Origin of the sequence: Variovorax sp. dw_954 (assembly GCF_018449755.1) — a bacterium.
Lineage (GTDB): Bacteria > Pseudomonadota > Gammaproteobacteria > Burkholderiales > Burkholderiaceae_C > Variovorax.
The window spans coordinates 325,358-342,222 of record NZ_JAAVVD010000001.1 but is presented as its reverse complement, the minus strand read 5'-3'; the positions used below and the strand labels follow the sequence as shown (position 1 = coordinate 342,222).

The window sequence follows — 16,865 nt, the reverse complement described above, 5'->3', positions numbered from 1 at the left end:
GCCTGCCGACGGGCCGCGACGCCGGAAACGGGCCGACGCAGGAGGCTGGTGACAATCTCCAGCGCATTAAACTCGGCTGATGATTTTAGCGAGCCCCTCCCCGCTCGGCGTGGCACTGGGCATCGCCGCCGCGTCGGCCTATGGCGTGACCGCGGTCGCGGCCTCCCGCCTGAGCCGCTCGGCCACGCAATGGCTGCTGATCCTCGCGTGGGTGCTGCACGGTATCGCGCTGGTGCAGGGTCTCGTCGGCGCACAACCCCGGTTCGACTGGGCGCCCGCGCTCTCCGTGACGGCCTGGCTGGTGCTCACGGTCTACGGCATCGAAAGCCGCATGTACCCCCAACTCACCGTGCGCCGCGCGCTGGCTGTGCTGGCGGCCGCCACGGTGCTGGTGGCCACTTTCTTTCCCGGCAAGCCGCTCGATGTGTCCGCGTCGCCGTGGCTGCCCCTGCACCTGGCGCTGGGCATCGCGTCCTACGGGCTCTTTGGCGCGGCCGTGGTGCATGCGTGGCTCATCACCCGCGCAGAGAAGCAGATCCGCCGCGCCAACGATCCGGAGGCCGGCGTGCCCCTGCTCACGCTGGAGCGGCTGACCTTCCGCTTCGTCACCGCCGGCTTCGCGCTGCTGACGGCCACGCTGCTGGCCGGCTTCTTTTTCAGCGAAACGCTCTATGGCCGCGCCTGGAAGTGGGACCACAAGACCGTGCTCTCGGTGCTGGCCTGGCTTTGCTTCGCGGTGCTGCTGGCCGGACGTGCGCGTGTCGGCTGGCGCGGGCGTACGGCGCGGCGCGTGCTCTACGCGGGTGCGGCGCTGCTGGTGCTGGCCTATGTGGGCTCGCGCTTCGTGCTCGAAGTCATGCTGGACCGCGTCGCATGAAATACCTGCTCGTGCTGTTCGTGGTCGCGGTGGCGATCTGGCTGTGGCGCCGCAATCGCCGCGAGGAAATGGAAGAGGCCGCACGGGCCGCGAAACCATCCGCGCCCCGGCGCGCGGGTGAGCCGCAAGAGATGGTGCGCTGCGCCCATTGCGGCCTGCACCTGCCGGCGAGCGACGCCATCGCCGGACCCGGCGGTGGCGTCTATTGCAGCATCGCGCACCGCCAGGCCGCGGCCGGATGAGTTCCCCGCTGCTTTGGTCGCGCGGCGAGCCCGGCAGCGAATGGGGCACCCTCGACAAGACACCGCAGGCGGACAGCCCGGCGCTGCAGCGCCTCTGGCGCGGCTTCATGACGGCGCGCAGCTTCGTGGCCGCCGTGCTGGTGATGCTGCAGGGCGTGAGCGTCGGCATCAGCCCGGCGATCCACCCGACCGCGCTGGTCATCTCGCTCCTCTACCTGGCGGCCGTGCTCGGCGCCATGCGCTATGTGCCCTTCCGCCCGCCCATCCGCGGCTTCCGGGGCGCATGGCTGGCCTCGATCGGCATCGACCTGGCCACCTTCACCGTGCTGCAACTGGTGCAGTCGCCGGGCAGCATCAACTACACGCCGCTGTTCGCCTTGCCGGTGCTGATGGGCGCGGTACTGGGCACGGCTTCGGTCGGCCTCGGCACCACGGCGGCGGTTTCGCTGCTGCTGCTGGGCGACGCGGGCTGGCAATGGCTCGACCATTCGGGCGATCCGTCGACCCGCTTCCTGCAGGCCGCGCTCACCGGCACCGGCCTCTTCGTCGTGGCGCTGCTGGCGCACCAGCTGGCCCTGCGCCTGGCCCGCGAGGAGGCCCTGGCTCTGCGCAGCCGCAGCACCGCGCAGTTGCATGCGCAGGTGAACGACCTGGTCATCGAGACCCTGAGCGAAGGCGTGCTGGTGATCGACGCCGAGGGCCGCGTCCATTCGGCCAACCCGGCGGCCGACGCGATCCTCGGGCGCGGCCTGGCCGCGATGGCGCTGCCCTTCGAGCTCGATGCCCATCCGGCGTGGCATTCGCTGGCGGTGCTGGCCGACGAGACCTTCTCGCAGCGCCAGCCGCAGTCCCAGGAGATGCCGATCGCGCAGGCCGGCGGCGCGCCACGCGAGGTGCGCGTGCGCACCCGCCTGACGCCGGCCAACGACCGGCGCATCGACAGCCTCTGCGTCATGTTCCTGCAGGACCTGCGCGAACTGGAGGCGCGCATCCGCACCGAGAAGCTGGCCGCCATGGGCCGCATGTCGGCGGCGGTGGCGCACGAGATCCGCAATCCGCTGGCCGCCATCACCCAGGCCAGCGCGCTGCTCGGCGAGGACCTCGTCGACCCGTCGCACCGCCAGCTGACGGCGATGGTGCAGCAGAACGCGCAGCGCCTGGCGCGCATCGTCGACGACGTGCTCGACGTGTCGCGCGCCCGGCAGCAACGCTCGCTGCCGCTGGGCGACCTGGTCGCGCTGGACGCCACGGTGCGCACGCTGGCCGAGGAATGGGTGCGCCAGACCCGGCGCCAGGGGGTGCTGCTGGCCCTGGACGCCGGCGGGCGCGACGTGCGCTTCGAGGTCGAGCACCTGCGCCGCATCCTGGTCAACCTGCTCGACAACGCTGCGCGCTATGCGGGCGACCGCGACGGCTCCATCCAGGTGACGACCGCGACCGCGCAGCGCGGCCGCGCCACCCTGCAGGTGTGGAGCGACGGCATGCCGCTGGAGCCGGCGGTGCAGCGGCACCTGTTCGAGCCCTTCTTCTCGTCCGAAAGCCGCTCCAGCGGGCTGGGCCTGTTCATCTGCCGGGAGCTTTGCGAGCGGCACGGCGCCACCATCGGCTACGAGCGCCGGCCGCTTGCCGCGACCGGGCCCGAGGGCAACGAATTCTTCGTCGTCTTTGCCGCCGCGGAGACGCGGCTGACACAATAGCGGCGTGAGCACCCACCATCCCACCGCCGTCCTGCCGGCGCAGATCCTGGTCGTCGACGACGAGCCCGACCTGCGCACGCTCTACGAACTCACCCTGCTACGCGAGGGCTATCGCGTCGAAGCGGCGGGCAGCCTGTCGGAAGCGCGTGAGCATCTCGACGCCGGCCGCTTCGACGCCGTCATCACCGACATGCGGTTGCCCGACGGGCTCGGCATGGAGATCATCCAGCGCATCCAGAAGGACCAGCGCAGCGAGCGTTGCGTGGTGATGACCGCCTACGGCTCCGCCGAGAACGCGGTCGAGGCGCTCAAGGCCGGCGCCTTCGACTACCTCACCAAGCCGGTCGACCTCAAACAGTTCCGCGCGGTGGTGGCTTCGGCCGTGCAACGCCAACCGCAGGCGGCCGTGCCGGCGGCCAAGGCGGCCCACCCGGCTGCCGTTCCGTCCGTCGGCGAGGGCCGCGGACCGACCCCGTCCACGACGCTGGGCGACCGGGCGCTGGAACGCCTGGTCGGCGAGTCGGAGCCGATGCGGCTCATCAAGTCGCACATCGCCAAGGTCGCACGCGGCATGGCGCCGGTGCTGGTGCGCGGCGAGTCGGGCACCGGCAAGGAACTGGTCGCGCGCGCCGTGCATGCCTGCAGCCAGCGCAGCGACGGCCCTTTCGTCGCGGTGAATTGCGGCGCCATCCCCGAGAACCTGCTGGAAGCCGAATTCTTCGGCGCGCGCAAGGGCTCCTATACCGGCTCCGCGGCCGACCGCGACGGCTATTTCCAGGCGGCGCGCGGCGGCACGCTGTTCCTCGACGAGATCGGCGACCTGCCGCTCGCGATGCAGTCCAAGCTGCTGCGCGCGATCCAGGAGCGCAGCGTGCGGCCGATCGGTTCCACGCAGGAAGACGCGGTCGACGTGCGCATCGTCAGCGCAACGCACAAGGACCTGCATGCCGAGGTGCAGGCCAGCCGTTTCCGGCAGGACCTGTTCTACCGGCTCAACGTGATCGAGATCTCGGTGCCGCCGCTGCGCGACCGACGCGAGGACCTGCCTGCGCTGTGCAACGCGCTGCTGGCGCGCATCGCGCAGGACGGCGGCATGCCGGTGCCGCGCCTGACCTCCGACGTGATCGCGCGGCTCGCGGACCATCCGCTCGAAGGCAACGTCCGCGAACTCGAGAATCTTCTGCACCGCGCGGTCGCCCTCAATGACGGGGACGAACTGCACCTGGACTTCATGAGCAACAGCGCAGCGCCTTTCGAAGCGGCCGCCCTACCCTTGACAGCGGCCGAGGCGGTGACGCCAGCGCGCGAGCGCCCGACGGCGCGGCCGGCGATGCCTTCGGACCTGCAGTCCTACCTCGACCAGCACGAGCGCGAAGTGCTGGTCCGCGCCCTGCAGGAGAGCGGCTTCAACCGCACCGCCGCAGCCGCGCGGCTGGGCCTGAGCCTGCGCCAGATCCGCTACCGCATCGCCCGTCTCGGCATCAGCACGCCGCACGGCGACGACGGCGGCGTCGGAACGCTGGACGACGCCGGATGAATGGAAAGTCGGACGCCGGCCTCTGGCAGGCGGGCTGGTACCGATTCGCCCGGCGCCTGGAATCTCCCAATTTCGGCCCCCGCCCCGCCGGCGCGCAAATCGACCTGATCGTGCTGCATTCGATCAGCCTGCCGCCGGGCGTCTACGGTGGCCATCAGGTGCAGGAGCTCTTCACCAACCGGCTCGACTGGGATGCCGACCCGTATTTCGACCGCATCCGCGGCCTGCAGGTCTCCAGTCACTTCTACGTGCGGCGCGACGGCGAGTTGTGGCAGTTCGTCAGCTGCGACGAGCGCGCATGGCATGCCGGCGCCTCCCGCTGGCGCGGCCGCGACAATTGCAATGACGACTCGATCGGCATCGAACTCGAGGGCCTGGAAGGCGAGCCCTTCGAGGACGCCCAGTACGAGACCCTGGCCAGCCTGTGCCCGGTGCTCGCGCAGCACTACCCGGTGGCCTTCATCGCGGGGCACGAGCACATCGCCCCCGGCCGCAAACAGGACCCGGGCAGCGGTTTCGACTGGCTCGCCCTGCAAGGCGCGTTGGCCTGGCCCCACACGATGTTCCCCGAAAGCACCGGCCTCCGCTGAATTTTCTCAATCGCGAAAGCCGTCGCGATGGGTCGCGCTCCAAGCCCCTGGCGCAGCGGAAATCAACGCCCGCGTGCAGCAACCATGCGGTCTGCGGGCCCAAATCGACCGGCAACCCGCATCATTACTGGATCGTGACAAAGTAGTCCAGCAACCACGGGCGCTCGCGCGCGGCATCCAGAAAAACCCGCGGGATGTGGCGTTTGAGATTCATGACAAACACTACATCTAGTGGCTTGTAGGCCCTATGGACACTAGATATAGTGTGCGCTCGGTCGGACATATTCCGTTACAAACAAACTTACATCCATGCTGCGGCACGCTCGGCTCGCAATGCCCCAAGCGCCGCTCGCCACAACAACAGTCGCAACCCGAGGATCCGAATGCAGACAGCACTGAACACCCCCGCCACGCCACGCCCCTCGTCCTCCACCCCCGCTGCCAGCAACCAGCCGCGCGACGTCGCCGGCACGCTGTCGGCGGATGCGCTCGCGCACTACCAGATCATCCGCCGCAATGGCGCAGTGGTCTCGTTCGAGCCAAACAAGATCGCCATCGCGCTGATGAAAGCCTTCCTGGCCGTGCACGGCACCCAGGGCGCGGCTTCCGCCAGCGTGCGCGAGACCGTCGAAGGACTGACCCAGGCCGTGGTGCGCGCGATGGTGCGTTCACGTCCGGGCGGCGGCACCTTCCACATCGAGGACGTGCAGGACCAGGTCGAGCTCGGCCTGATGCGCGGCGGCCACCATGAAATCGCACGTGCCTACGTGCTCTATCGCGAGCGCCGCACCCAGGAGCGCGCCAGCCAGAACGTGCAGGCCGCGCCAACTGCCGTGCCCACCTTGCACGTGCTGGACCGCGGCGAACGTGTCGCGCTCGACATCGAGGAACTCAAGGGCCTGATCGAATCGGCCTGCGAGGGTTTGGGCGCCAGCATCACGGCCGCGCCGATCCAGGCCGAGACGATGCGCAACCTCTACGACGGCGTGCCGCTCGACGAGGTCTACAAGGCCTCGATCCTGGCCGCCCGCACGCTGATCGAGAAGGACCCCGACTACACCTTCGCCACCGCCCGCCTGCTGCTGCACACGATCTTCCGCGAGATCCTGGGCCGCGAAGTGGCGCCGGCCGAACGCGCCACCGCCTACGCCGACTACTTCCCGCACTTCATCAAGAAGGGCGTCGAGAACGAACTGCTCGATGAGAAGCTGCTGCAGTACGACCTGGTCAAGCTCGGCGGCGCACTCAAGGCCGAACGCGACCTGAAGTTCGACTACCTCGGCCTGCAGACGCTGTACGACCGCTACTTCCTGCACGTGCGCAAGGCGCGCATCGAACTGCCGCAAGCCTTCTTCATGCGCGTCGCCATGGGCCTGGCGCTCAACGAGATCGACCGCGAAGCCCGCGCCATCGAGTTCTATGAAGTGATGTCCTCCTTCGACTTCATGTCGAGCACGCCCACGCTGTTCAACAGCGGCACGCTGCGCTCGCAACTGTCGAGCTGCTACCTCACGACCGTGCCCGACGATCTCGACGGCATTTACGAATCGATCAAGGAGAACGCGCTGCTGTCGAAGTTCGCCGGCGGCCTGGGCAACGACTGGACCCGCGTTCGCGCATTGGGCAGCCACATCAAGGGCACCAACGGCGAATCGCAAGGCGTCGTGCCCTTCCTCAAGGTCGTCAATGACACGGCCGTGGCGGTGAACCAGGGCGGCAAGCGCAAGGGCGCGGTCTGCACGTACCTCGAAACCTGGCACCTCGACATCGAGGAGTTCCTGGAACTGCGCAAGAACACCGGCGACGACCGCCGCCGCACGCACGACATGAACACGGCCAACTGGATCCCCGACCTGTTCATGCGCCGCGTGATGGAGAAGGGCAACTGGACGCTGTTCTCGCCCTCCAACGTGCCCGACCTGCACGACCTGTTCGGCGCCGATTTCGAGCGCGCCTACGTGGCCTATGAAGAGAAGGCCGCGCGCGGCGACATCAAGCCCTCGCGCACCGTGCCCGCCACCGACCTGTGGCGCAAGATGCTCACGATGCTGTTCGAGACGGGCCATCCCTGGATCACGTTCAAGGACGCCTGCAACGTGCGCTCGCCGCAGCAGCATGCCGGCGTCGTGCACTCGTCCAACCTCTGCACCGAGATCACGCTCAACACCAGCGACACCGAGACCGCCGTGTGCAACCTCGGCTCGGTCAACCTGCTGCAGCACTTGAAGGACGGCAAGGTCGACCAGGAAAAGCTCAAGCGCACCATCTCGACCGCGATGCGAATGCTCGACAACGTGATCGACATCAACTACTACGCCGTGAAGAAGGCGCGCGACTCCAACATGCGCCATCGCCCGGTGGGCCTGGGCCTGATGGGCTTCCAGGACGCGTTGTACGAACTGCGCATTCCCTATGCGTCGCAAGAGGCCGTGCAGTTCGCCGACGAATCGATGGAAGCGATCTGCTACCACGCCTACTGGGCCTCGACCAACCTGGCACGCGAACGCGGCAAGTACTCGAGCTACAAGGGCTCGCTGTGGGACAAGGGCATCCTTCCGATCGACACGCTCGACCTGCTCGAGAAGGCCCGCGGCGGCTACGTCGAAGTGGACCGATCGGCCACGCTCGACTGGGACGCACTGCGCCAGAAGATCAAGACCGACGGCATGCGCAATTCCAACTGCGTTGCCATCGCACCGACCGCGACGATCTCGAACATCATCGGCGTCGACGCCTCGATCGAACCCTGCTTCGGCAACCTGTCGGTCAAGTCGAACCTCTCCGGTGAATTCACCGTCATCAACCACTACCTGGTGCACGACCTCAAGCGCCTGGGCCTGTGGGACGACGTGATGGTGATGGACCTGAAGCACTTCGACGGATCGCTGCGTCCGATCGATCGTGTGCCGCAAGACATCAAGGCCCTGTACGCCACGGCCTTCGAGGTCGAGACCACGTGGCTCGTCGAAGCCGCATCGCGCCGCCAGAAGTGGATCGACCAGGCGCAGTCGCTCAACATCTACATGGCCGGCGCTTCGGGCAAGAAGCTCGACGACACCTACAAGCTTGCATGGCTGCGCGGCTTGAAGACCACGTACTACCTGCGCACGCAGAGCGCCACGCACGCCGAGAAATCGACGGTGCAATCGGGCCGCTTGAACGCAGTGTCATCGGGTGGCGATGCCACGCCGAAGATGAGCGCACTCGAAGCGGCTGCGCTCGCAGCGCAAGCGCAGATGAATGCGATGCCTGCAACCGACATCGCTTTCTGCGGTGTCGATGACCCGACATGCGAAGCGTGTCAGTAATCGTTGTGTGAATTGCGCGGCATCGACTCACAAGAGTCGATGCTCGTGAGCAACATAAGAACAAGATAATTGGAGCGCGATGTGAACGAGCACTTTGCATATCACATCGTTGCTCACATAATTTGAGCACTGGATTTTTCTATGTTGACCTGGGACGAAGAAGTCAAGCCCTCCTCATCGAAGGACATGCAACACGGATTGCAGCACTCCACGAATCACGGCGCACCAACCGGCCGCTCGATGGAAGTCCCGACTCCGCAAATTCCTCAAGCCGCCGTCGCGTCGCGCATGCTCGATGACGGCGCCACCGTTCCTTCGCGCACGGCTGCAACTATTGCCAGCGCAATGCCCACCGTGCCTGCCGCACGCCGCGTGAAGGCCGCCGACAAGCGCATCATCAACGGCCAGACCGACGTCAACCAGCTGGTGCCGTTCAAGTACAAGTGGGCCTGGGAAAAGTACCTCGCCACCTGCGCCAACCACTGGATGCCGCAAGAGGTGAACATGACGCGCGACATCGCGTTGTGGAAGGACCCGAACGGCCTCACCGAAGACGAGCGCCGCATCGTCAAGCGCAACCTCGGCTTCTTCGTGACCGCCGACTCGCTGGCCGCCAACAACATCGTGCTGGGCACCTACCGCCACATCACCGCACCCGAGTGCCGCCAGTTCCTGCTGCGCCAGGCCTTCGAGGAAGCGATCCACACGCACGCGTACCAATACATCGTCGAGTCGCTCGGCCTGGACGAAAGCGAGATCTTCAACGCATACAACGAAGTGCCGTCGATCCGCGAGAAGGACCAGTTCCTGATTCCGTTCATCGAGGCCATCAGCGATCCGCACTTCCACACCGGCACGCACGAGACCGATCAGACGCTGTTGAAGTCGCTCATCGTGTTCGCCTGCCTGATGGAAGGCCTGTTCTTCTACGTCGGCTTCACGCAGATCCTTGCGCTGGGCCGCCAGAACAAGATGACCGGCGCCGCCGAGCAGTACCAGTACATCCTGCGCGACGAGTCGATGCACTGCAACTTCGGCATCGACCTGATCAACCAATTGAAGCTCGAGAACCCCGGCCTCTGGACCGCAGAGTTCAAGGCCGAGATCAAGACCCTCTTCCTCAAGGCCGTCGAACTCGAATACCGCTACGCCGAAGACACCATGCCGCGCGGCGTGCTCGGCATGAACGCATCCATGTTCAAGGGCTACCTGCGCTACATCGCGAATCGTCGCGCACAGCAGATTGGCCTTGAGACACTCTTCCCGAACGAAGAGAATCCGTTCCCGTGGATGAGCGAAATGATCGACCTGAAGAAAGAGCGCAATTTCTTCGAAACCCGTGTGATCGAATACCAATCGGGTGGTGCCCTTTCCTGGGACTGAGACGTTTTCAGAACAACAATGCATTCAAGAATTGCCATCAGCGCACATCGCACCAGAGAGTGCGGCGACTGAAAAGGCGACGGTGTTCATGGTGCTGGAGCTTGATATCCAACGCCATGAATCGCTTCACGCTCACAAGCGGGCGTGGAGTGCTTCAAGAGGTTGATTTTTCAACTTGATCAAGGAGAAAGAAATGGCAACTGCAAAGAAAGCGCCGGCGAAGAAAGCCGCTGCAAAGAAGGCTCCGGCGAAGAAGGTCGCGGCAAAGAAGGCCCCGGCTGCGAAGAAGGCTCCGGCCAAGAAGGTCGCGGCGAAGAAGGCAGCTCCGGTGAAGAAGGCCGCTGCAAAGAAGGCGCCGGCCAAGAAGGTCGCGGCGAAGAAGGCAGCTCCGGCGAAGAAGGCCGCTGCCAAGAAGGCTGCGCCGGCCAAGAAGGCCGCTGCAAAGAAGGCGCCGGCGAAGAAGGCCGCTGCCAAGAAGGCCCCTGCAAAGAAGGCTGCGGCCAAGAAAGCCGCGAAGAAGCCTGCTGCCAAGCCTGCCGCCAAGAAGGCTGCGAAAGCACCCGCCAAGGCCGCCGTCGCCCCTGCCCCTGCGGCACAAACGACGCTGAACCCTCAAGCTGCATGGCCGTTCCCGACGGCCAGCAAGCCCTGAGTCATTCAGAGGCCCTGATCGGCGAAGCCCGGCACCGCAAGGTGTCGGGCTTTTTTATTATTTCGAGTTGCTCAAGCCCGGGCACCATCGGCCCGGTAGTGCCGGACCCGCCATGTTCCTCGAATGGAATGGCATGGCGCCGGTATCAGAGGCCGAGTGCTTTCCTGTCGACCGTGTAGTTCTGCGGGCCGCGCTGCGCAATCTTGAGCGCGCCGACCTGATTGCCCAGGGCCGCGCACTTCGCAAGCGGCCAGCCTTGCTCCAGGCCGAACAGCAGCGCGCCACGCCAGGCGTCGCCACAGCCCGTGGGATCGACCACGGCCGCTGGCGTGACCGCCGGCACATGCGACATGACACCGTCGATCCAGACCTCGCATCCCTCCGCGCCCAGTGTGACGACGAGACCTCGCACGCGCCGCGAAATGTCGGCGCTGCTCCATCCGGTGCGTTCGCTGAGCATCTTGCCTTCGTAGTCGTTCACCGTGACCCAGTCGGCCTGCTCGATGAAGTGCGACAGCTCGTCGCCGTTGAACATCGGCAAGCCCTGGCCCGGATCGAAGACGAAGGGAATGCTCGCGACCTTGAACTGCTCGGCATGCTGCAGCATGGCATCGCGGCCATCGGGCGAGATGATGCCGACCTTGAGGTCCGGACGTGCCGCGATGCGCGTGATGTGCGCCTGCTGCATGGCACCCGGGTGGAAGGCCGTGATCTGGTTGTTGTCACGGTCGGTCATGATCATCGCCTGCGCCGTGTAGGCATCCGCCACCGTGCGGACGAACTCGGTGCCAACGCCCAGTTCGTTGAGACGTGCAACGTAGTCGGCGCCATCGCTGCCGACCGTCGCCATCGGCAGGGCCTTGCCGCCGAGCGCATTGAGCGCATACGCGATGTTGCCGGCGCAGCCGCCGAAATCGCGCCGCAAGCCGGGCACGAGAAAGGACACGTTCAGGATGTGCAACTGGTCAGGGAGGATCTGGTCGGCAAAGCGGCCCTCGAAATTCATGATCGTGTCGAACGCGAGGGAACCGCAAATCACTGCTGCCATGTTGAGCCCTGAGGTGTTGGAAGGATTGGACGAAAGCGCGCGAAGCGCTCAAGGATAGAAGGCCACTACCCGGTAGCCGGCCACCGGCGACATCGCGGCGGCATCGGGTCCGCTGAGCGCGAGCGGCAACGATGCGACGCGTTCGGCCTTGGCCCCGAGCACCGCGGGCGCGCCGAAGTCGGCCGGCATCAGCACGCGCCGCACCACGGTGCGCTCCTGCGTGTCGAGCAAGGACAGCTCCACGGCCGGCATGGCCAGCGGCGTCGTCGCATTGCTGCGCAAGGTGAAGTCGAGGCGGTAGCCGTCGCCGGTCTTGTCGCGGGCGAATGACGCGCCGTCGATGGTGATCGCGCTGATCTGCCGAAGCGCCGATATCTCGCAGCCCGTGAACTTGCACAGCACTTCCACCACCGGCCGCAGGGAAGGCTCGCGTGCGACAAGCGCGTCGCGTTCGTGGCGCGCCCACTGCAGGCCGAGCAGCACGGCAAGAAGGATGAGCGCGACGATGATGAAGCCGCCGGACCTGCGCTCGCTTCGGACCGCAGCGGGCGCTTGTGCAAAGGGCGGCAAGGCTGCTGCAGGTTCGGCCGGCGCTTCGATGATGCTGGCCGAGGTGACCACGGGCGCGGGGAGCGGCGCTTCCTCCCCGGATGCTGCAGCGGCCGCGGCCCTGCGCGCGCGGGCATTTCGCACGGCTTCGATGCGCGCCTGGCGCAAGGCCTTTTGCAGTTGCGCGTTGCCGGATTGATCGACGAATGCCGAGAAATCGTCCAATGCCGCGATGGAACTGGTGAGCGAGTGCTGCGCCAGTGCAGGCACGGATTCGGTCGAGGGCGCGGCGCTCGCTGGCTCAGCCGTCGGCGACTCGGTGAACGACGAAGGCCACGGGTCATCGGCGATCAAGTCCAGCGACGGCCAGTCCGGGTGCGGCGCGAATGTGGCGGCATCGGGGAAGGCTGGCTGCAACTGCAGATTTGACTCCGGCTGCGGCTCTGACTCTGGCTCAAGTCCTGGCTCCTGCTCCTGCTCCTGCTCCGGCCCTGACGCCGGTTCCGGCCCTGGCTCCGACTCCGACTCCGGCTCTGTCTCCGGTCCTGGCCCTGCTTCTGGCTCGGACTTCGGATTCGTTTCGCCTTCGTCTTCGCCTTGCGAATCCTTGCGCGTCAGCGCCATCCGCGCGAGCTGCGGCTCCGGCGCGTCAATCGGAAGGTCGATCTCGATCAGAGGCTCGTCATGCTCTTCAGCTGCCTCGGCGACCTTCGGCTCCACGGCTTCCCCGGCAGGCGCGGCCGGCATGCTGACCGCATCGGGCGCTTCGCGCAGTTCCAGGGTTGCATCGAACACCTGGCTGCAACGACCGCATCGAACCCATCCATCCGATATCCGAAGCTGGTCGCGAACCACCTTGAACGTGGTTTCACAGGAAGGGCAGCGGGTGACAAGGCTCATTGGGCGGGCATTGTAGGTGGCGCGCCCGCAGCCGAAGCGCCAGGGACCGCGCCCCGTTCACGCGATGTCCAGCGCAGGCAACACTGCGAGCGAACCCTCAGACCGTGGCGGTCATGAGAATCCAGCCGTCCTCGCTGTCGCTGACCTGCAGGCGCGCATACGGCGCATAGGCCTCTTTCAGCTCTTCGGCCTGCCGCTCGAGGATGCCGGCCAGCACCAGCGATCCACCGGGCGCGACATGGCCGCACAGCAGGGGCGCCAACAGCTTGAGCGGCGTCGCCAGGATGTTGGCCAACACGGTCTGGTAGCGGCCTTCGGCTACGTCCGGAAGCCCCGCATTCAGTTGAACGGCGTTGGCCTCGGCATTGAGACGGGTCGATTCGACAGCGGCTTCGTCGATGTCGACTGCGTCGATGCGCGCCGCGCCATACTTTGCCGCGCCGATCGCCAGGATGCCGGAACCGCAGCCGTAGTCCAGCACGCGCTGCCCCGCGAGTCCATGCACCGCAATCCAGCGCAGGCACATGCGCGTGGTCGGATGCGTGCCCGTGCCGAAGGCCAGGCCCGGATCGAGCCGGATCACCTGCCTGGCCTGCGCGGGCGGTTCATGCCAGGTCGGCACGATCCAGAACTCGGGCGTGATCTCGACCGGCGCGAACTGCGATTGCGTCAGCCGCACCCAGTCCTGCTCCGGGACATCCATCACGCCGAGGATGGTGCAACCCTGGAAGAAGTCCTGCAACTCCAGTACCGTGGCAGCCTCGCGCGCGGCAGCCTCGTTAGGAAACAGCGCGATCACGCGCGAGCGCTGCCAGCCTTCCTTCGGCGGCGGCATGCCGGGTTCGCCGAACAGCGCCTGCTCCGAATCGGTCTGCGCATCCGCGTCTTCGACCGAAACGCTCAGTGCGTCCAACGCGTCCAGCGCGTCGCTGACGTTCTCTACGCCGTCCTCGGGAACCAGCAAGCGAAGTTCGAACACCGGCTGGGCCGCTCAGCGCTTGTGCGCCGCCAACCACTCTTCGAGATAGTGGATGTTGGTGCCGCCGGCCATGAACTTGGCGTCGACCATCAACTCGCGGTGCAGCGGGATGTTGGTCTGGATGCCCTCGACCACCGTCTCGTTCAAGGCGGTGCGCATGCGCGCCATGGCCTGCTCGCGGGTGTCGCCGTAGCAGATGATCTTGCCGATCATCGAGTCGTAGTTCGGCGGCACGAAGTAGTTGGTGTAGACATGCGAGTCGACGCGCACGCCGGGTCCGCCCGGTGGATGCCACATCGTGATGCGGCCCGGCGACGGCGTGAATTTCCACGCGTCCTCGGCATTGATCCGGCATTCGATCGCATGGCCGCGCATCTCGATCTGGCGCTGCGTGAAGGGTAGCTTTTCCCCGGCCGCCACCATGATCTGCGTCTTGACGATGTCGATGCCGGTGGTGAACTCGGTGACCGGATGCTCGACCTGCACCCGCGTGTTCATCTCGATGAAGTAGAACTCGCCGTCTTCGTAGAGGAACTCGAAGGTGCCAGCGCCGCGGTAGCCGATCTTCTTGCAGGCGGCCGCGCAACGCTCGCCGATCTTCTCGATCAGCTTGCGCGGAATGCCGGGCGCGGGCGACTCCTCGATCACCTTCTGGTGGCGCCGCTGCATCGAGCAGTCGCGTTCGCCGAGGTACACCGCGTTCTTGAACTTGTCGGCCAGGACCTGGATCTCGATGTGGCGCGGGTTCTGGAGGAACTTCTCCATGTAGACGGCCGCGTTGTTGAACGCCGCGCCGGCTTCCGCCTTGGTCATCTGGATCGCGTTGACCAGGGCCGCTTCGGTGTGCACCACGCGCATGCCGCGCCCGCCGCCGCCGCCCGCGGCCTTGATGATGACGGGATAGCCGATCGCGCGCGCAATGCGCTTGTTGGTGGCGGCGTCGTCGGAGAGTTCGCCCTCGGAGCCCGGCACGCAAGGCACGCCGGCCTTGATCATGGCCTGCTTGGCCGAGACCTTGTCGCCCATCGTGCGGATGTTATCGGGCGTTGGGCCGATGAACTGGAAGCCGCTTTGCTCGACGCGCTCGGCGAAGTTGGCGTTTTCGCTCAGGAAGCCGTAGCCGGGGTGGATCGCCTCGGCGTCGGTCACTTCCGCCGCCGAGATGATGGCCGGCATGTTGAGGTAGCTCTGGGACGACGGCGCCGGGCCGATGCAGACCGCTTCCTGGGCCAGCTTGACGTACTTGGCGTCGCGGTCGGCTTCCGAATAGACCATGACGGCCTTGATGCCCATCTCGCTGCAGGCGCGCTGAATTCTCAGGGCGATCTCCCCCCGATTCGCGACCAGAATCTTCTTAAACATCGGTCACTCGATGATGAACAGCGGTTGGCCGTACTCGACGGCCTGGCCGTTCTCGCCGAGGATCTGCGTGATCGTGCCGGACTTGTCGGCTTCGATCTCGTTGAGGATCTTCATGGCCTCGATGATGCAGATCGTGTCGCCCTCCTTTACCTGGCTGCCGACTTCGACAAAAGACGGGGCGCCGGGGCTTGAAGCGCGGTAGAAAGTGCCGACCATCGGCGACTTGACCGTGTGGCCAGCGGGCGCGGCCACCGCGGCGGGCGCGGGCGCCGAGGCTTCAGCAGCCTGTCCCGGCGCTGGCGCGGGCGCAGGCTGGGGTGCCGCGAGCGTCTGCACATACTGCATGGGCGCCGACGCGCCGGCCTTGACGATGCGCACCTTGCCTTCGGCTTCGGTGATCTCAAGTTCGGAAATATTGGATTCAGACACGAGGTCGATCAGTGTCTTTAGCTTACGAAGATCCATGGGCCTCCAAGCGCCAGCTTTTGCCGGTCATATGTATCAACTCGCCTGAAAATCGGCGATTGTTGGCGTTTTAGTGCCAAATGCCGCGTTATGGGCGGATTCTAGCCGTGAACGGACGCTCGTCGCCAGGCATCGAGGTCCGCGGGTTCGAGTTTGCCCATCTTACGTGCGGCCACGCCGCCCTCCGCGTTGACAACCATTGTGAACGGCAGGCCGCCACCCGTATTGCCAAGCTGGCGCAGCAACTCCGTACCTTCCATGCCGGCAAGGCCGATGGGAAAGGAAACCGGCGTGCGCTCCAGGAACTTGCGTACCGCGCTCGGCTGATCGATGGCCAAACCGATCACTTGCCAGCCGTTGGCCGCCTGATCGCGAAAGAAACGATCAACCATCGGCAATTCTTCAATGCAGGGCGGACACCATGTCGCCCAGAAATTGACCAGCAGCGGTTTGCCGCGCAGCGCCGCGAAGTCCATTTCGCCGCCTTCCGGACGCTCGAAACGCCGCGCCCAGAACGCCGCGTCCATCGGCTCATTCGCGTCGGACGTACCTGGGCGCCCTTTCCACCAGGCGCCGCCAGCGCCGGCCGCTGCGGCCAGGAACGCCACGCCGCCGAAAAGCCAGCCACGCCGGCCCGGATTCGGACTGTCGTTCATTCCCTGCCTGCTCTTTCCTGTTCAATCACCCGTCGCAATGCGCTCAGATCGCCCCGCGGCGCGCGTCCCTGCGCGTCGGGCTTGAGCGCGCCGCGCAAATCGTCCAGGTCGTAGACAAGCAGGTGGACGCCGATTTCCTCACCGAGCGGGCGGCATGGGGCGTGCACGCTCAACGCCTCGACCTGCTCGCCATGGAAGCCCGTGACCATGCGGGGTTCGTAGTCGACATGGTGGTCGATCAACGAAATCTCGGCCGACTTCGAGTCGTCGCAAAAAAGCTGGATGTAGATGTCGGACAAGCGGGTCGCCGTGCCGTGCCACACCGCACCGCCGACATGGGGCCTGAACGGCGCCATCCGCTCCATCCATTGAAGAGCCAGTTCGCGCAGCGCGCGCAATTCGGCGGGCTGGGTGTCGGCGCAATAGAGCGCGATGTAGTCGCGAACCTCGGTTTCGACCTCGTCGTTGTTGGGCAAGGCGGTGCGCTGGGGCAGCCCGAGATCGCGCAGCGCGCGACGCTTCGCCGGCCCGTACTCGAGCCCTTCCTCGACCACCAGGCGCGCGGCGGCAGCGGCGATTTCACGCTTGGACATATCCATGCCGGCATTCTGCCCGCAAGG

The 16,865-nt window shown here is 66.1% G+C and carries 15 protein-coding genes; 8 read left to right on the top strand and 7 right to left on the bottom strand.

Annotated features, from left to right (window positions below; all coding sequences use genetic code 11):
* The first annotated feature begins 79 nt into the window (after positions 1-79).
* The 8 genes from ccsA to HB681_RS01530 all read left to right on the top strand — a co-directional run bounded on the left by ccsA (position 80) and on the right by HB681_RS01530 (position 10,286).
* Positions 80-877 carry a cytochrome c biogenesis protein CcsA gene (gene ccsA / locus HB681_RS01565; protein WP_213952981.1) on the top strand — a complete coding sequence of 266 codons (798 nt, stop codon included), beginning with the start codon at positions 80-82 and terminating at the stop codon, positions 875-877.
* Positions 874-1,119, top strand: coding sequence for a PP0621 family protein (locus HB681_RS01560; RefSeq protein ID WP_213952980.1), 246 nt, complete (start codon positions 874-876; stop codon positions 1,117-1,119). Before ccsA ends, HB681_RS01560 begins: the two co-directional genes overlap by 4 nt.
* Positions 1,116-2,816 (top strand): ATP-binding protein, encoded by a 1,701-nt coding sequence (locus HB681_RS01555; RefSeq protein WP_213952979.1) that lies wholly within the window; start codon positions 1,116-1,118, stop codon positions 2,814-2,816. Before HB681_RS01560 ends, HB681_RS01555 begins: the two co-directional genes overlap by 4 nt.
* Positions 2,817-2,820: 4 nt before the next feature.
* Complete coding sequence (locus HB681_RS01550) at positions 2,821-4,353, top strand: sigma 54-interacting transcriptional regulator (protein ID WP_213952978.1); 1,533 nt, start codon at positions 2,821-2,823, stop codon at positions 4,351-4,353.
* Positions 4,350-4,943: a 1,6-anhydro-N-acetylmuramyl-L-alanine amidase AmpD gene (gene ampD / locus HB681_RS01545; RefSeq protein ID WP_213952977.1), complete on the top strand. Its 594-nt coding sequence runs from the start codon at positions 4,350-4,352 to the stop codon at positions 4,941-4,943. Before HB681_RS01550 ends, ampD begins: the two co-directional genes overlap by 4 nt.
* A gap of 383 nt (positions 4,944-5,326) precedes the next feature.
* Positions 5,327-8,251, top strand: a complete 2,925-nt coding sequence (locus HB681_RS01540; RefSeq protein ID WP_213952976.1) for a ribonucleoside-diphosphate reductase subunit alpha — start codon at positions 5,327-5,329, stop codon at positions 8,249-8,251.
* Between the two features lie 141 nt (positions 8,252-8,392).
* Positions 8,393-9,634, top strand: coding sequence for a ribonucleotide-diphosphate reductase subunit beta (locus HB681_RS01535; protein WP_213952975.1), 1,242 nt, complete (start codon positions 8,393-8,395; stop codon positions 9,632-9,634).
* A 193-nt stretch (positions 9,635-9,827) separates the two neighbouring features.
* On the top strand, positions 9,828-10,286 hold the full coding sequence (locus HB681_RS01530; protein WP_213952974.1) for a histone H1-like DNA-binding protein: 459 nt from the start codon (positions 9,828-9,830) through the stop codon (positions 10,284-10,286).
* 145 nt (positions 10,287-10,431) lie between these two features.
* On the opposite strand, the gene HB681_RS01525 is transcribed toward HB681_RS01530, so the two are convergent.
* The 7 genes from HB681_RS01525 to HB681_RS01495 form a co-directional block, all read right to left on the bottom strand.
* Positions 10,432-11,334 carry a carbohydrate kinase family protein gene (locus HB681_RS01525; RefSeq protein WP_213952973.1) on the bottom strand — a complete coding sequence of 301 codons (903 nt, stop codon included), beginning with the start codon at positions 11,332-11,334 and terminating at the stop codon, positions 10,432-10,434.
* A gap of 48 nt (positions 11,335-11,382) precedes the next feature.
* Positions 11,383-12,783 (bottom strand): DUF3426 domain-containing protein, encoded by a 1,401-nt coding sequence (locus HB681_RS01520; RefSeq protein WP_213952972.1) that lies wholly within the window; start codon positions 12,781-12,783, stop codon positions 11,383-11,385.
* A 97-nt stretch (positions 12,784-12,880) separates the two neighbouring features.
* The gene (gene prmA, locus HB681_RS01515) at positions 12,881-13,762 is read right to left on the bottom strand and encodes a 50S ribosomal protein L11 methyltransferase (protein WP_213952971.1); all 882 of its coding nucleotides are present in this window, start codon (positions 13,760-13,762) and stop codon (positions 12,881-12,883) included.
* Positions 13,763-13,774: 12 nt separating this feature from the next.
* Positions 13,775-15,124: an acetyl-CoA carboxylase biotin carboxylase subunit gene (accC, locus tag HB681_RS01510; RefSeq protein ID WP_213952970.1), complete on the bottom strand. Its 1,350-nt coding sequence runs from the start codon at positions 15,122-15,124 to the stop codon at positions 13,775-13,777.
* 3 nt (positions 15,125-15,127) lie between these two features.
* Positions 15,128-15,589: an acetyl-CoA carboxylase biotin carboxyl carrier protein gene (accB, locus tag HB681_RS01505; protein ID WP_213952969.1), complete on the bottom strand. Its 462-nt coding sequence runs from the start codon at positions 15,587-15,589 to the stop codon at positions 15,128-15,130.
* A 101-nt stretch (positions 15,590-15,690) separates the two neighbouring features.
* Positions 15,691-16,245, bottom strand: coding sequence for a TlpA disulfide reductase family protein (locus HB681_RS01500; protein WP_213952968.1), 555 nt, complete (start codon positions 16,243-16,245; stop codon positions 15,691-15,693).
* Entirely contained in the window at positions 16,242-16,844 is a 603-nt protein-coding gene (locus tag HB681_RS01495) for a hypothetical protein (RefSeq protein WP_213953302.1), read from the bottom strand. Before HB681_RS01495 ends, HB681_RS01500 begins: the two co-directional genes overlap by 4 nt.
* Between the last annotated feature and the right edge of the window lie 21 nt (positions 16,845-16,865).